This is a genomic window from Pseudoxanthomonas suwonensis (assembly GCF_000972865.1).
In the GTDB taxonomy this organism is placed as follows: domain Bacteria; phylum Pseudomonadota; class Gammaproteobacteria; order Xanthomonadales; family Xanthomonadaceae; genus Pseudoxanthomonas; species Pseudoxanthomonas suwonensis_B.
On record NZ_CP011144.1, the window covers coordinates 3839354 to 3855443 of the forward strand.

Annotated in this window: 14 protein-coding genes; all 14 read left to right on the forward strand. The window is 63.6% G+C overall.

The window, feature by feature from the left end; translation table 11 throughout:
- The first annotated feature begins 4 nt into the window (after positions 1 to 4).
- Complete coding sequence (xpsF, locus tag WQ53_RS15910; protein ID WP_052633709.1) at positions 5 to 1222, forward strand: type II secretion system protein XpsF; 1218 nt, start codon at positions 5 to 7, stop codon at positions 1220 to 1222.
- Between the two features lie 44 nt (positions 1223 to 1266).
- Positions 1267 to 1701 (forward strand): type II secretion system major pseudopilin GspG, encoded by a 435-nt coding sequence (gspG, locus tag WQ53_RS15915; RefSeq protein ID WP_236685871.1) that lies wholly within the window; start codon positions 1267 to 1269, stop codon positions 1699 to 1701.
- A 37-nt stretch (positions 1702 to 1738) separates the two neighbouring features.
- Positions 1739 to 2215: a type II secretion system protein XpsH gene (gene xpsH, locus WQ53_RS15920; protein WP_052633712.1), complete on the forward strand. Its 477-nt coding sequence runs from the start codon at positions 1739 to 1741 to the stop codon at positions 2213 to 2215.
- On the forward strand, positions 2212 to 2655 hold the full coding sequence (gene xpsI / locus WQ53_RS15925) for a type II secretion system protein XpsI (protein WP_052633715.1): 444 nt from the start codon (positions 2212 to 2214) through the stop codon (positions 2653 to 2655). The genes xpsH and xpsI overlap by 4 nt, the downstream gene beginning before the upstream one ends.
- Positions 2655 to 3311, forward strand: coding sequence for a prepilin-type N-terminal cleavage/methylation domain-containing protein (locus WQ53_RS15930; protein WP_052633717.1), 657 nt, complete (start codon positions 2655 to 2657; stop codon positions 3309 to 3311). Before xpsI ends, WQ53_RS15930 begins: the two co-directional genes overlap by 1 nt.
- Positions 3312 to 3430: 119 nt before the next feature.
- Complete coding sequence (locus WQ53_RS15935) at positions 3431 to 4207, forward strand: general secretion pathway protein GspK (protein WP_052634129.1); 777 nt, start codon at positions 3431 to 3433, stop codon at positions 4205 to 4207.
- On the forward strand, positions 4204 to 5337 hold the full coding sequence (locus WQ53_RS15940) for a PilN domain-containing protein (protein ID WP_052633719.1): 1134 nt from the start codon (positions 4204 to 4206) through the stop codon (positions 5335 to 5337). The genes WQ53_RS15935 and WQ53_RS15940 overlap by 4 nt, the downstream gene beginning before the upstream one ends.
- A complete protein-coding gene (gene gspM, locus WQ53_RS15945) occupies positions 5315 to 5947 on the forward strand; it encodes a type II secretion system protein GspM (RefSeq protein WP_236685872.1) in 633 nt (210 codons plus the stop codon). The genes WQ53_RS15940 and gspM overlap by 23 nt, the downstream gene beginning before the upstream one ends.
- On the forward strand, positions 5937 to 6659 hold the full coding sequence (locus WQ53_RS15950) for a hypothetical protein (protein ID WP_052633722.1): 723 nt from the start codon (positions 5937 to 5939) through the stop codon (positions 6657 to 6659). Before gspM ends, WQ53_RS15950 begins: the two co-directional genes overlap by 11 nt.
- A 10-nt stretch (positions 6660 to 6669) precedes the next feature.
- Positions 6670 to 8805, forward strand: a complete 2136-nt coding sequence (gene gspD / locus WQ53_RS15955; RefSeq protein ID WP_052633724.1) for a type II secretion system secretin GspD — start codon at positions 6670 to 6672, stop codon at positions 8803 to 8805.
- Positions 8806 to 9078: 273 nt separating this feature from the next.
- Complete coding sequence (locus WQ53_RS15960; RefSeq protein ID WP_158497855.1) at positions 9079 to 12450, forward strand: RHS repeat protein; 3372 nt, start codon at positions 9079 to 9081, stop codon at positions 12448 to 12450.
- 66 nt (positions 12451 to 12516) lie between these two features.
- On the forward strand, positions 12517 to 14340 hold the full coding sequence (locus WQ53_RS16925) for a hypothetical protein (protein ID WP_144409362.1): 1824 nt from the start codon (positions 12517 to 12519) through the stop codon (positions 14338 to 14340).
- Between the two features lie 181 nt (positions 14341 to 14521).
- Positions 14522 to 15433: an RHS repeat-associated core domain-containing protein gene (locus WQ53_RS17475; protein ID WP_158497856.1), complete on the forward strand. Its 912-nt coding sequence runs from the start codon at positions 14522 to 14524 to the stop codon at positions 15431 to 15433.
- Positions 15430 to 16002 carry a tetratricopeptide repeat protein gene (locus WQ53_RS16930; protein WP_144409363.1) on the forward strand — a complete coding sequence of 191 codons (573 nt, stop codon included), beginning with the start codon at positions 15430 to 15432 and terminating at the stop codon, positions 16000 to 16002. Before WQ53_RS17475 ends, WQ53_RS16930 begins: the two co-directional genes overlap by 4 nt.
- Positions 16003 to 16090: the final 88 nt, after the last annotated feature.

Sequence of the window (16090 nt, forward strand, 5' to 3'; positions counted from 1 at the left end):
GCGCATGGCCTTCTTCGACTACAAGGCCATCGATTCGCGCGGCGGGATGCTGGAAGGGCGGATGGAGGCGGCCAGCGATGCCGAGGTGGTTGCCCGCCTGCAGGAGCAGGGTCACCTGCCGGTGGAGACCAGGCCCGCGGGCTCGTCCGGCGGCGGCTCCCTGTTGCGCGCCATCGGGCGTCGCAGGCCGCTGGCGGGCGACGCGCTGCCGCAGTTCACCCAGCAGCTGGCAACCCTGCTGGGCGCGGGGCAGCCGCTGGACCGGGCGCTGTCGATCCTGCTGGAAGTACCGGACGACGATAGGGCGCGGCGGCTGGTCGCCGAGGTGCGCGACGCGGTGCGCGGCGGCGCGTCGCTCTCGTCGGCGCTGGAACGGCAGCACGGCACATTCTCCCGCCTGTACCTGAACATGGTCCGCGCCGGCGAAGCCGGCGGAAACCTGCACGAGAGCCTGCAACGCCTGGCGGATTACCTGGAGCGCAGCCAGGCGCTGAAGACGCGCGTGGTCAACGCGCTGATCTACCCGGCGATCCTGCTGGTGGTGGTGGGGTTGGCGCTGTTGTTCCTGCTCGGCTACGTCGTGCCGCAGTTCGCGCTGATGTACGAGAGCCTGGAGGTGCCGCTGCCGTGGTTCACCCGCCTGGTGCTGTGGCTGGGGCTGGCCGTGCGCTCGGGCTGGCCGGCGTTGCCCGTGGCGCTGGCCGTGGCGGCGTGGTGGCTCGACCGCCAACGACGCGATCCCCAGGCACGCCTGCGCCTGGACGCCTGGATGCTGCGCCGCCGGTCGCTGGGTCCGTTGCTGCTCCGGCTGGAGACCGCGCGCCTGGCGCGCACCGCAGGCACGCTGCTGAAGAACGGAGTGCCGCTGCTGGGTGCGCTGGGCATCGCCCGCAACGTGCTCGGCAACCGGGCGCTGGCCGCGGACGTGGACGTGGCCACCGACCGCGTGCGCGATGGCCTTGGCCTGTCCGCGGCGCTGGCCGAGGGCGGGCGCTTTCCGCGGCTGGCGTTGCAGATGATCCAAGTGGGCGAGGAATCGGGTGCGCTCGACGGGATGCTGCTCAAGGCCGCCGACGTCTTCGAGCAGGAAACGCAGCGCACCATCGACCGCCTGCTCGCGGCGCTGGTGCCTGCGGTGACGCTAGTACTGGCATCCGTGGTGGGCCTGGTGATCGTCGCGGTATTGGTGCCCCTGTACGACCTGACCGGCGCCTTGGGATGAGGGCAATGCGTAACCGGAGAATGCAATCCATGGAGAACACCGCAATGCGAACCGTCACCCGGCCGCATCCCGTACGCAGCGGTTTCCGGCAGGCAGGCATGAGCCTGCTGGAGATGATCATCGTGCTGGTGCTGATTGGCGGGGTGCTGACCCTGGTCGGCAGCCGGGTGCTCGGCGGCGCGGACCGCGGCAAGGCCAACCTGGCCCGGTCGCAGATCCAGACGCTGGCGGGGAAGGTGGAGAACTACCAGCTGGACACCGGGCGGTTGCCGGGGAAGCTGGAGGACTTGGTGACTGCGCCCGGCATCGCCGGCGGCTGGCTGGGTCCCTATGCCAAGGCGGCCGAACTGAACGACCCTTGGGGACATCCGATCCAGTATCGGGTGCCGGGCGAGTCCCAGTCCTTCGACCTGGTCAGCCTGGGCAAGGACGGCAAGCCTGGCGGTGACAGCTACGACGCCGACGTGCGCTACGAATGAGCGGAGCGGTGCTGCCGGTGCGAGAAGGGACGCCTGCATGAGCACGCGGGCCCGCCGGGGGCGGGCGGACGGCATGTCCCTGATCGAACTGCTGCTGGTGATGGCGCTGGTCGCGCTGGCCGGCACGCTTGCCGTAGCCGTGTACAGCGGCGGCTTGGAAGGCGTGCGGATGCGCAGCAGCGCCAAGGAGATCGCCGCGCAACTGCGTTACACCCGGGCGCAGGCGATCGCCAGCGGACAGGTGCAGCGGTTCGAAATCGATCCGCTGCAGCGGCGCTGGCAAGCGGCCGGAGGGCGCCAGGGCAGGCTTCCGGAATCCCTTGAAGTCGACTTCATCGGCGCCCGCGAAGTGCAGCCACGTCCTGGCACTGGCGCCATCGTGTTCTTCGAGGACGGCGGTTCCACCGGCGGACGCGTGCGCTTGGAGTCGGGAGGCGCCATTTGGCAGGTCGACGTGGCATGGCTCACCGGCGAGGTGACGCTTAGCCGCCCGTCGGTGGAGGGCGCGCGATGACGCGGGGCCTTCGCCGTGCGTGCCGAGCCGGTGCTGGGTGTTGCGCCGGCTTCACCCTGCTGGAGGTGATTGTCGCTTTCGCCCTGCTGGCGCTGGCGCTGACGTTGCTGTTGGGGACGCTGTCGGGTGCCGCGCGGCAGGTGCGTCACTCGGAGGCAATCAGCCGCGCCAGCCTACATGCGCAATCGCTGCTGGCCCAGGCCGGCGTTGGCGAGGCGCTGGAACCGGGGCGAAGGGAAGGCACGTTCGATAAGGGGGTCTATCGCTGGACGTTGGAGATCGCGCCCTACGCCGATTCTGCACCCGTCCTCACGATGCCGGTACGGCTTTCTTCGCCGCAGTTGCGGCAGCTGACCCTGGAGGTTCGTTGGGGGGATGAGCCGGGCCAGGCGATGCGCTGGCAGACGTTGCGGCTGGTTCCCGCAGAGGGAATTCGTTGATGGTGGCGTTGCCCATCGCTGCCCGCTCGGGTGCCGCACGGATGCGCGGCTTCACCATGATCGAGGTGCTGCTGGCGATGGTGCTGCTGGCGGCCGGACTGGCGCTGGCCTTTGCGGTGATCCGGTCCGCGCAGGCTGTCGGCGCGCGCGGCGAAGCTATCGCCGCGCGCAGCGAGCGCATGCGCGCGGTCGAGGGTTTCCTGCGCTGGCGTCTGGCGGGGGCCTTGCCGATCACGTTCGACACCGAGGGTGGTGCACGCCACCTGCGTTTCGTCGGGGAACCGGAGCGCATGCGGTTCGTCGCCGATCTGCCGCCCTACCTGGGCCATGGCGGCCCATATCTCCACGAACTGCAGACGGACGGTAGGGGCAGCCAGCGACGGCTGCTGCTGGACCTGTCCATGGTCCAGGCGGGCAGGGTGGTCGCCGGGACGACAGTGCGACCGCCAGAGGTGCTGGCCGACCGGTTGCAGGCGGTGCGCTTCCGCTATCGCGGACTGGATCCGCAAGGTGGGCTTGGCGACTGGCAGGCGCAGTGGCCGTGGCCGGAACGGATGCCGCTGCAGGTCGAGGTCGTGATCGAGCCGGACGATGGGGAGGCTTGGCCGCCGATGGTCGTGTCGCTGCCGCACGGCAGTGCCGGAGCCGCACCATGAGGCGACCCGGTGCATGCATGCCGGGCCGAGGCGGCCGGCGAGTCGACCGCCGGACATGCGGCCGTGATGCCGGCGTCCAACGGGGCGCGGCGCTTCCGCTCGTGCTGTGGCTGATCGTGATGATGGTGGCGACGATCGGTGCTTTCGCGCTGGCCTCGCGCGTGGAGATGCTGCAGGGCAAAGTGCAGGCCGACGGCGCGCAGGCCCAGGAGATCGCGCGCGCCGGCATTGAGTACGCGATGGCGCGCCTGGCCGATCCGCATCCGCAGCGCCGATGGGCCGCCGATGGCCGGACGTACGCCTGGTCCTTCGCAGGCGCGTCCGTCGAACTGCGGATCGTCGACGAGTCGGGCAAGGTCGATATCAACCACGCCGATCCCGCACTGCTTGCGGCGCTGCTGTACGCCGTGGGCGCGGAGCCGTCCGCGGCGCAGCAGCTGGCTGGCGCGATCGTGGACTGGCGCGATCCGGATTCGCTGACCCAGCCCGGCGGCGGTGCCGAGGATCCCGCGTACGCGGCGGCCGGCCGGGCCTACGGTGCCAAGGACGCCCCGTTCCAAAGCGTGGCCGAGTTACACCAGGTGCTGGGCATGACACCGGAACTGTTCGTCGGGTTGGCGCCGCACCTGACGGTCTTCAGCGGCCTGTCGCGCCCGAATGCCGAGTTCGCGTCCGCACCGGTGCGTGCCGCGCTGGGATTGGATACCGCACGCATCGGCCAGGAACGCCGGAGCGGCCAGGCGATCGCCGGCACGGGAACCTATAGCATCGAGAGCCACGCGACGCTGGCCGACGGACGCGAAGCGGTCCTGCGGGCGACGGTGCGGCGCGGCGGCGCGGTGCCGGGTGCGGCATACGCGGTCATGCGTTGGGAAACGGGGACATTGGCACGATGAACACGGCAGGTATTGGCGTCAGGAACACCGGCTTGCGCCTGCTTCCCGCCCTGGCGGGCTTCTGGGACTGGTGGCGACGGAGCCTGGCGGCGTGGCTTCCCCGCGGCTGGCGCAACCTGTTGGGCTGGACCCATGACCGCCTGCTGCTGTGCAGGCAAGGCGAAGACGTGCTTGTGCTCTGGGAGGACGACGGATGCGTGCGCGAACTGGCGCGCATTTCCGCCTCGGCCGGCCACCTCGATCTCGACCGGCTGCTGGTTGCGCGGGCGGCCGCCCTGCCGCGTTGGTGGCTGCTGCCCGCCGGATCCGGGTTGAATCGGCGCCTTCGCCTGCCGTCGTCCGCCGCCAGGCACCTGCGCCAGGTCGTCGGATTCGAGATCGACCGGCAGACGCCGTTTGCGGCCGGCGAAGTCCAGTACGACGCACGCACGGTCGACCACCGCCACGATGGGCAGATCGATGTGGAAATCGTCGTCGTGCCGCAGCGCGTACTGGATCGGGAATTGGGCGAGCGTGGTGGGACGGCATCGGCATTGGCCGGCATCGACCTGGCCGATGCGCAGGGCCAGCCATTGGGATTCAACCTGCTGCCGATGGCACAGCGGCGGCGCCAGACAGACCCGATGCAGCGCTGGAACATGCTTCTGGCCGTCGTTGCGCTGATTGCCGCTGGCGCCGCTGGCGCCCAGATCCTGAAGAACCGGCGCGACGCCGCTGATGTGCTTCAGCAACGGGTCGAAGCCGAAGTCGCGCAGGCACGCCAGGTCGCCGCGCAGCGCGGCCGGCTTTCCGCGCTGGTCGAAGGTGCCGCGTTCCTGGATCGGATCCGCGCCGGGCAGTCTACCGTGGTGGAAGTATGGGACGAGGTGACGCATCGCCTGCCCGATGGCACCTGGCTCGAGAAGCTTTCCATCGATGGTGGCCAACTGGTGCTGATCGGTTTCAGCGACGATGCGCCGTCGTTGATCGAACGCATGGAAGGTTCGCCGCTGTGGCGCAAGCCGGCCCTGGCCGGCACGCTCCAGTCCGACGCAGTATCCGGCCGCAGCCGTTTCACCGTGACCGCCCAGCTGACAGGGGGCACCATCTCCCGACCGGAGGCCGCCGATGGCGATGACAGTACCCAGTAGGCGGGAGCGCTGGCTGGCACTGGCCTTGTTCTTGGCCGTCATGGCGTTGGCCTACGCGCTGCTCGTGCATCCGGTCTGGACAGGGCCGATGCGCGAGGCGGACCGGCGGATCCGGGACCTGCAGGAACGGGACCAGCGCATCCAGGCGCAACTGCGGCAGGCGCCGCAGGTCGACAGACAGCTGCAGGCGGTCGCTGATGCGCTGGCCGGACGTCCCGGCTTCCTGCCCGAGCGCAGCGCCGAGCTCGCCAGCGCGGGGTTGGCACAGCGTCTGGAAGCGGCGGTGCTGGCCGCCAGCCCCGATGGCAGTACCTGTGCCATCAACAACCGCTCCCCGCTGCCGCCGGAAACCGAGGACGGGCGCTTCGTCCGCGTATCGCTGCGCGCGCACGTTCGCTGCGGCGTACCGGCGCTGGCCGCAGTGCTGTATGCGCTGGAGAGTGGGCAAGGGCAGCCGCGGCTGTTCGTCGACAAGGTAAACCTGCTGGCCCAGCGGACTGGGGACGGCCGGGATAACAGTGGCGGCGTGGAAGCCAGCTTCGACCTTAGCGGCTATCTCGACCCGGACGGAGTCGTGGGAACTCCGATGGAGGTCGACAATGCGCTTTGAAGCATTGAGCTCCCGCACCTGGCTGCTGGCAGCGCTGGCCGGATGGGCGATGCTGGTATGGCTGCTGGCTGTGATGGGCCTCGGCGGGCGGATTGCGCAGCCGGCCAAGGAGGACGGCACCGCTACGGTCCTGGCCATGCCGACTTTGCCCGAGCCAGCGTCGGAACGGTTGCTGGCCTTCGACCGATACTCCGGCATTGCCGCGCATCCGCTGTTCTCCATGGACCGCCTGCCCAAGGCCTTCCAGCTCGTTGCCGACGCCGCACCTGCCGCCACCGAAGATGTCCGTCTCACCGGCGTGCTGATCACGCCGGGCTTGCAGCTGGCGACCCTGCAGACCACCAACGGCGCTTCGCTGCGGCTGCGCCTGGACGGTCCCGAGGTGGCGGGGTGGCGTCTGCTTTCGCTGCAACCCCGCGCGGCGATGGTGACCGGTCCCGGTGGCGTCCGCTCGCTGGCGCTGCAGACCTACGAAGGCACGCGCGCAGGACAGGGACGCCCTTCCGGCTTCCTCGCTCCTGCATCGGCCGCCTCTTCCTCGATGCAACCTGGGGCGGGCGCCCACGTGACGCCGGCGCAGCCTGCACCCATGGCTTCCACCGTCGCCACGCAGCAGCAGATCGATGAAATCCGTCGGCGGATCGAAGAGCGCCGCCAGCGAATGAACCAACAAGGTCAGGGCGAAGCGCCCGTCCCCAGCGACACACCCTAAGAGCACCGGCATGACATTCCGCACGACCACCACCCTTTTCCTCGTGACCCTGCTGGCGGCCTGTAGCAGCGTCCCCACCGCCGACATCCGCCGCAACAGCGATCCGTCGCCGCCAGCCGCTTCCGACATGCCGGGGACGGAAGAGGACGGCAATACCCGCCCCCAGCCGATGATCCGGCGCGGCAGCGGCCAGGTCATCAACGAATCGGCCCTCGCGCCGCCGCCGCCGCCCAGCGAAGCGGGCTCGGGCATGGCCACCTTCAACTTCGAGGGCGAATCGCTGCAGGGCGTGGTCAAGGCGATCCTGGGCGAGATGCTCGGCCAGAACTACTTCATCGCCGCCGAAGTGCAGGGGTCCGTTACCTTGGCCACGCCGAACCCCGTATCGCCGGGCGAGGCAATGCGGCTGCTGGAAATGGTCCTGGCCCAGAACAATGCGCGCCTTGTCTACAGCGGCGGCCGCTACAACGTTGTTCCCGCCGAGCAGGGGATGAACGGCAACGTGGCGCCGCGAACCGGGTCGGCTGCGCGCGCGCGCGGCTACGAGGTGCGCGTGGTGCCGCTGCGCTACATCGGCGCGGAGGAAATGAAGAAGGTGCTGGAGCCGTATACACGCTCCAATGCGGTCGTCGCCGTCGACCAGACCCGCAACCTGATCACCCTGGGCGGGACCGCGGCCGAACTGGAGAACTACCTGCGCACGGTGCAGGTCTTCGACGTCGACTGGCTGTCGGGCATGTCGGTCGGCGTGTTCCCGCTGCAGTCCGGCCGGGCCGGGCAGGTGGCGGCGGACCTGGAGAAGGTGTTCGGCGACAGCGGCAAGACGCCCAGTGCCGGCATGTTCCGCTTCCTGCCGCTGGAAGCCGCCAACGCGGTCCTGGTGATCACGCCGCAGGCCACGTACCTGGACCAGATCCAGCAGTGGCTGGACCGGATCGACAGCGCAGGCGTTGGTTCGCGCCTGTATTCCTACGAACTCAAGTACATCAAGGCGCGCGATCTGGCCGAACGCCTGGCCGAGGTCTACGGCGCCGGCAACAGGAGCGTCGATGCCGCGCCCGCGGCGCTGGCCCCCGGCGCCACGCCGGTCCAGCTGGACAGCGGCGGACTGGACAGCCGCGGCGGAACGGTCGGCTTCGGCAGGCAGGGCATGGGCGGTGGAGTGAACGAAGGCATGCTGCAGCTGAGCCCGGCGACCAACGGCAACGCCAGCCTCGGCTTGGACGTGGACGGCGACCGGGTCGGCGTGTCGGCGGTGGAGGAAACCAACTCCTTGCTGGTACGTGCCCGGCCTGGAGCCTGGCGCTCGATCCGCGAAGTGATCGACAAGCTCGACGTGATGCCGCTTCAGGTGCACATCGAGGCACAGGTCGCCGAGGTCAAGCTCACCGGCGAACTGAGCTACGGGGTGAACTGGTATTTCGAGAACGCGGTGACCGCCGCTCCGCCCGCGGGTCCTGGCCTGCCCAGCGCGCTAGGCCGCGATATCTGGGGCGACATCGCCGGCAGCATCACCGGCAACGGCCTGGGCTGGACCTTCCTCGGCCGCAACGCGGCTGCGGTCATCAGCGCCCTGGACAGGGTCACCGACGTGCAGCTGCTGCAGACCCCGTCGGTGGTGGTGCGCAACAACGCCGAGGCAACCTTCATCGTCGGCAGCCAGATCCCGGTGACCTCGGTGTCGGTCATGCCGGGAACGGGCGAAAGCCGCTACACCCAGGTGCAGTATCTGGATACCGGCATCATCCTCAAGGTCCGCCCGCGGGTGACCCGCGACGGCATGGTGTTCCTGGACATCGTGCAGGAGGTCAGCACGCCGGGTTCGCAGACGGATGCGGACGAGAACGGCAACGTGCGCATCGACACCCGTCGCCTGAAGACCGAGGCGGCCATCCGCGCCGGCGACACCATCATGCTCGCCGGCCTGATCAGCCAGGGACAGGACAAGGGCTCGTCAGGCGTGCCCGGCCTGAGCCGGTTGCCGGTCGTGGGTGGGTTGTTCGGGCGCCAGGTCGTCAACGACAACCGCGAGGAAGTGATCGTGCTGCTGACTCCGACCGTGATCCGCAATCCGCAGGAGGCAGCGGGCCTTACCGATGAGTACGGAAGGGGATTCCGTGCACTGCAGCCGCTGCCAAGAAGATAGCAGTGTCGGTCAAACATCCTCTTTAGCTCAGGGGTGTCTCGGTGGAATTCATGCCTTTGGTGTATCGCAGATACATAGTTCCGATATTCCTCGGCTGCGATGCTTCGTTATTGCATTGCATATGTGATGCCGATCCCGGAAATCCTCGTTGCAATGTGGTGCTCTAGACACGGCTGGGCCGTAAGTGCGGTAAGCGGTTGGGGATTCGCGGGCGCCTAGTTACAAGCGATGACATGCGTGTGGGGACACGTCTGGCGGTTTAGGGATACCGCTTTGGCGTTCGTTGGTTGGCGTACAAGAAAAGGGGAACTCATGTCAGCAATTGTCGGCAAGCTGTTGCTTGCTAGCATGGTGGCTGCTTTGCCTGTTATGGCCGAGGCGCAGACTTACACGCGCACCGAGACCATCACCTATCATGACAATACCGCCAAGTGGGTATTGGGACAGGTCTCCCAGGCCACCGTCAATGGCGTGGTTGCCTCTGAGACGACCTACAATGCCAATGCCCAACCAAGTGTCGTCAAGTCATTCGGCAAGACCGTCCAGACATTGACCTACAACACCGATGGCACGGTGGCCACGGTGAAGGACGGCAACAACAACGTCACGACGGCGGGTAGCTGGAAGCGGGGCATTCCCCAGTCGATCCAGTATGCCGATGGGGCCAGCGGGTCAGCCGTGGTCAACGACGAGGGCTGGATCACCTCGGTGACCGACGAGAACGGCTATGTCACCGGCTACGGCTATGATGCGATGGGCCGGTTGGCCAGCATTGTGTATCCCACCGCCGACAGCACCACCTGGTCCACCACGACGCAGGCCTTCGTCCAGGTCGCCAGCAGCGAGTATGGCATTCCGGCCGGTCACTGGCAGCAGACCGTGTCCACGGGTACCGGACGCAAGATCACCTATTTCGATGCCTTGTGGCGGCCGCTAGTGGTTCGTGAGTACGACACCGCCAACCAGGCCGGCACCGAGCGCTTCCAGCGCTTCGCCTACGACCATGAGGGCCGTGTGACCTTCGCCTCATATCCGGCCGCGGTGAACAACCCGACCACGGGCACATGGACTGACTACGACGCCTTGGGACGGGTGGTTGCCGTGTCGCAGGACAGCGAGCTGGGTTCACAGCCCTTGGTCACGCTGACCGAATACCTGTCCGGCAATCGAATCCGCAACACACCGCCCCGTGGACATGCGACCACCATCTCGTACATGGCTTACGACCAGCCGACCTACGACTGGCCGGTAGCCATTGTCCAACCGGAAGGGGCCTATACCGACATCGCCCGCGACGTGTTCGGCAAGCCGACTTCGATCACCCGACGCAACAACAGCGGCAGTGTGTCCGTCACCCGCAGCTACGTCTATGACGCCAACCAGCAGTTGTGCAAGTCGATCGAGCCGGAGACCGGGGCAGCGGTGATGGCCTACGACGGTGCCGGCAATCTTAGTTGGTCGGCCAGCGGGCAGAGCTATCCATCCACTAGTAGCTGTGATACCGCCAGCGTGGCGTCCAACCAGAAGGTGAGTCGCACCTACGATGCGCGCAACCGGCTCAAGACGCTGACCTTCCCGGATGGGCGTGGCAACCAGACGTGGACCTACACCCCGGATGGACTACCTGGCCAGATCAGCACGAACAACAGCAATGGCGGGGACACCGCCATCAATGCATATACCTATAACAAGCGTCGGTTGCTGACCGGGGAGGCTGTCACTCAGGGAGGGGACACCTTCACCCTGGGTTATGGCTACACGGCCAACGGCCATCTCGCCAACCACGTTTATCCTTCGGGCCTAACCGTGGCCTATGCCCCCAATGCCTTGGGGCAGGCCACCCGAGCCGGAACCTATGCCACGGGGGTGAGTTACTACCCCAACGGGGCGATCAAACAGTTCACCTACGGCAACGGCATCGTCCATTCCATGACCCAGAACGCGCGTCAGCTCCCGGCGCGCAGCACCGATTCCGGCGGCGGCAATCCGCTGGATTTGGCGTACAGCTACGACGCCAATGCCAACGTTGCAGCCATCACGGACTACGTCGGCACGGGACGCCAGACGCGCAGCATGGCCTATGACGGCCTGGACCGTCTGCTCACAACCCAGTCGGTGATGTTCGGCGGGGACAATCTGGCCCAGTTCAGTTACGACGTGCTGGACAACCTGAAAACCTTCAAGGTTGGGACCAGCCGCAACTACACCTATTGGTACAACGCCAAGCAGCAGCTGGAGACGGTGAACCAGGTGGTGGGCGGTGCGGCGGTGGTCGGGCTCGGTTACGACGTGCGCGGCAACTTGGCCAACAAGAATGGTGTGCTGCACCAGTTCGATTACGGCAACCGCCTTCGTGAGGTCACGGGCCAGGAGAGCTATCGCTACGATGGCCACGGACGCCGCGTGAAGTCCGTATCGTCCACGTTGGGCGATATCGACTCGTTCTACGACATGGGCGGTGCGCTGCGTTACCAGCGGAATGCTCGGACGAGCGAGACCAACGCGTACATCCACCTGGGCGGAAGCCTGGTGGCTAAAGTGACCACTTCGACCCTGCAGCCCCCCGACGGAGCTCCGACGGTGACCGCGCCGGCCAGCAGCACCACCGGTAGTTACACGGTGAGCTGGACCACGGTGGCCGCGGCGACTAGCTACCGCCTGGAGGAACGCAAGGATGGGGGTGGCTGGAGCGAGGTCCACAATGGATCGTCCGCCAGCAAGGCGCTCAGCGGAAGAGATGGTGGCGCCTATGACTATCGAGCCCGCGCTTGCAACAGCAGTGGCTGTGGCGGCTATTCGGCGGTGAAGAGCACTACGGTGCTGCTGCCACCGGCGTCGGTGCCGACGGTGACCACGCCGGCCAGCAGCGCTACCGGCAGTTACACGGTGAGCTGGACCACCGTGGCCACGGCGACCCGCTACGAGCTGCAGGAGCAGATCGACGGTGGCAGCTGGTCCCTGATCCAGGATGCGGCCGGGACGAGCCGGGCGATCAGCGGCAAGGGCAACGGGACCTACGGCTATCGGGTCCAGGCCTGCAACAGCAGTGGCTGTGGCGGCTATTCGGCGGTGAGTAGCACCACGGTGCTGCTGCCACCGGCCTCGGCGCCAACGGTGACTGCACCTACTAACAACACTACCGGCACGTACGCCCTCATGTGGACGGCCGTAGGTACAGCGACGAGCTACCAGTTGGAAGAGCAAGTCGACGGTGGGGCATGGGCTCAGATCTATGAGGGGGCAAATACGAGCAGATCAATCAGTTCGAAGCCCAACGGCACCTACGGATATCGAGTACGCGCATGCAATACCTCTGGTTGTGGGCCGTACTCGGCTGTGGCGCAGACCGTGGTAGTGATAAATCTGATTCCGGTGAACTTCTACGTGAAATACCAGTCGTCCGGTTGGCCGCAAACAACCACCTACTACTTTTTCTGGAACCAGGTCGCGGGTGCGACCAGCTATGAAATCACAGGACAATCCGGGCCGACGATGACATTGCCAGGCAATACAGCAATCCCGCACCAAGTCTCGATGTCCGGTCCCCCCATGCACTTCGGACCTCAGGGGCAATACAGAATTAGGTCATGCAATGGCACAACCTGTTCAGCATGGTCAGATTGGGTGACTCACACTCCTTTATAGGACTAGGGGTCGATTGGATTGGGAGCAACTATGCGGCATGCCTGTATGGATTTGCGGAGTAGTCAAATGAATATGATGTCAGTCATCCCCAAATTGATGATCGCGGCGGGAGTTGTCGTCCGCCGCTTTGCACAATCCAGCCCTGGGCTGAAGGGTGGCTCTAGAATGATCACTCGTAGCGCGATTTTAGTGGCAATTATGTCTGTCACATTTTCCGTGCTCGGTCAGGTATACACATTTGAAACTCATGGCAAGGAGATCGATCGTGCGTCAAAGGCTGCCGTGTTGCCAGGGTTTGGTCAGTTTGGTGACGGAATAGACTACTTTTCCGGAGTAACAACATTTAGGAAGACCTTAGTTGAAATCCCGGGAAACAATAATCTTCGAGTTGCCGCAGACTACATAGTCCGTCTGTACACGCCCCCCGGCGGCTACGCGACTTACATGCTTGAAAGAGATATTCCTTATATCGAAGGTGTACATAGCACTGAGTATGGGTGGGTAGTGGGGTATGCACCTTCAAGCTATACGGAGAATCGATGTTCAGATCCGAGGGCTCTGATGTTTCCCCATGGCGGCGCAGCGACTGTTCGCATACTTAAGCCCTTAGATAATATCCTCCCATCCGACTATTGGGACGGCAACTCTCTGTATACACCCGACGCCGGTGGTGGACTTCTACGTCCGCTGTCTACCGAAGAGGATCGACCCACAGGCTTCGATTCCAAGTGGGCCACCAATGAAGGATGGCGATTCAGCTGCTATCAACTGCCTGGCGGGGGGGAAGGTTTCGTCGGACATAGCCCGAATGGTGATAAGTACTACTTCGGTGCTCCGGAGGCGATGGGGCGGAACATTCAGATCCTTAGTCCTAATCGTCCTGATGTAGACGGATGGCTCGATGTGGACACATTCCGAATGTACGTTACTCGAATTGAAGACAGATTCGGGAACTGGGTTAGCTACGGCGCCAGCGGAATAACCAGTAGTGATGGGCGTGCCATCACTTTAACTTCAAACCCAAGCCAGGGCAGCGCTGGAGCAGTTATCCAAACAAATGGCAAGCAGTGGTCGATATCCGGCAGCAGGAACCTTGCTGGCAACGGATCCTTCGCAATAACGAATCCTGATGGATCAGTTTGGGATTTCTCGCAGACCGGGATCATTTCTCCCGCCTTATCGCCCCTGTCCAATTCATGTTCGACGGAAAGTCAAATCCCGTCTTCCTACTCTGGCCAGATGACAGTGCAAGTACAGATCGAGTCTGGGGCTAAGGGTGTTTTCGTGTTTCAACCACGTCGTCAGGGGTTTTCTGATGTGTGGTTCCAATGTGACTACGCCCTTTCAGGGAGCAAGGAGGGCCAGAACTACTCGAACATAATGCATTTTATGGATGAGATTGCATTAAAGTCGAGGACGGTATCGGGTCCAGGATTGGCTTCTTTCACTCATACCATAGATTATGGTGACATCAATGCTTGCTATTCCCCTGGCCCTCAACCTGCGCCGCCGAATGTGTGCGGTTCTAATTCCCCCCGGGTGCGTAACGTGACGATCTCTGGTACTGACGGGAGTCTCAGAACCCTGACGTTTGGTAACCAGTTTTACGGGAATGCCGGTCTGCTCCTTGGTAGTACAGAGGGCGGGTTGCGATCTGTTTTAATTGATAATGTATCCCTCTACGAAAATACCGGGCTTCCAGGCAAACGGGTCCTGGGTTATGACGTTCGATCCTATCGAGTAGTTCGCCCTAGAAAGATGGTAACTACTGAGTCTGGGCGGTCGTTCATTAGCGAAGTCCCGTCTACATGCGGGTCCGGTGGTTCACCGTGTTTCGATGAGCGCTTTCGTCCCACAAAGATAGTGAAATCGAGCGAGCCCAGTCCTTGAGCCCGGATCCGTAGTTACGATTGATTTCGCCTTCTCAAGGCCTTAGAGCATCGAGTAGCACCGGCGGGCAGTCTCGAACAGGCATCTGATTGCTGTGGCTTGCGCACTGATTAAGATGTCTCGACTAACATCTATATATAACGTTTTAATTCGCTCGTTAGACCTGTAGGGGGAGATTGTGGTGCATAAAGCTGCGTTGATCTCGCTCGCTGCTCTCATTTTTCTAGCGAAGGCTCCCGAAGTCCAGGCCGATACTGTCGTTTACTATCACAACGACAGCTTGGGAACTCCGATCGCTATAACCGATGCCAGCGGCATGATCGTGGGCACTACAGAATACTCGCCGTATGGAGAGTCTCTAAATGGTGAACCCGATGATGAGCCCGGGTATACGGGTCATGTACAGGACCATCTCACCGGTCTCATTTACATGGAACAGCGCTACTATGATCCGGAGCTGGGCCTTTTCATAAGTGCTGATCCCGTGTCTGCGATTGAAAGTGGCGATTGGCGCTTTTTCACTCGTTACGCCTACGCGTTTGGAAATCCTTACTCGTTTGTTGATCCTGATGGACGCGCTGCGCTCAGTGGGTGCACGACTAGTGGCTGTGACTCAACGGCAACGGATCCCGGCCCCGCGCCAACGAATCTTCCGAGGCTCGAAGTGAAAGGTGAAAGACCACCACCTGACAAAGAGCCAGAGATTGTTGATATCCAAACGGTGAGAGTCGTTGGATATCGTAGTTCATGCATCACGATGGACACCTGCGTGCGACCAGATCAGGTAAAGAGAGGTGACTTAACCATGGTCGCAGTCGTCTCAATCGGCCCTGTTGTCGGGGGTGGGTGCGCCGTGATTGGCGGTGCTGGATGCATTGAAGGTGCTCGGAGGGTATGGCAGTACAGGAGAGAGCTAGCGTTAGCCTGTACAATCGGGGGAGCGACCGCACACTGCCACTTGGATCAGCATATGAACAATCGTCAAGCGCAGTTGCCTGATGAATTCTTGGTGCATGTTCGTGCTCTGCAAGAGGCTGGTCAACGCGCTAGGCCCGGGGTTTCGATTGAAGCCAAGCCGGTACCTCCCCCATGAACCGCAATAATTTCTATAGCGATGCCAGGAGATCGCTTAGGGAGCGCGACGGTAGGGCGCTTATTGAAGCTGCGGAGATTTTGATCAAGTCTATCGATGAGTCGGAGCACGGCGCGGGATTTTTGATGAGGGGCGGAGTCTATGAATACGGGGCTACAGGTGTTGCGCAGGATTTGTCGAAAGCCATAAGTGACTATCGACGGGCGTCCGTTCTAACTCCCGCGATGATCTCGTATTGGTATTTGGGACGTGCGCTAATGAAGAGCGGGGAGATAGTGCAGGCCGAGAGATTCTTGAAAGAGGCCGCCGTCATGGACGGTGCGCTTCCAGACGTTGAGTTGGATCTTGGCCGTCTCTACGAACGGAGCGAACTAAAGGACCTTCAGCTTTCGTTGCGATACTTTCGACGGGCAGCGATAAGGGGGCGGGTCCAAGGCTTTTGGGGGATGGCAAGAGTGCTTCGCCATGAAGGTCGAAATTTTTCCTATTCAACAATGGTGCTATGTACGCTATTGGCGATTCCCGTGTTATGGGTTCTGCTTGGGAAGAAGGCGTTTGCGAATTATTAAGCTCTCTTGAAGGTTGCTATGGACGCGAAGCATAAGCCTAGCGGCTGTGTTCTCGTAATATTCGGGGCTATTTTTCTTCTGCTAGTAG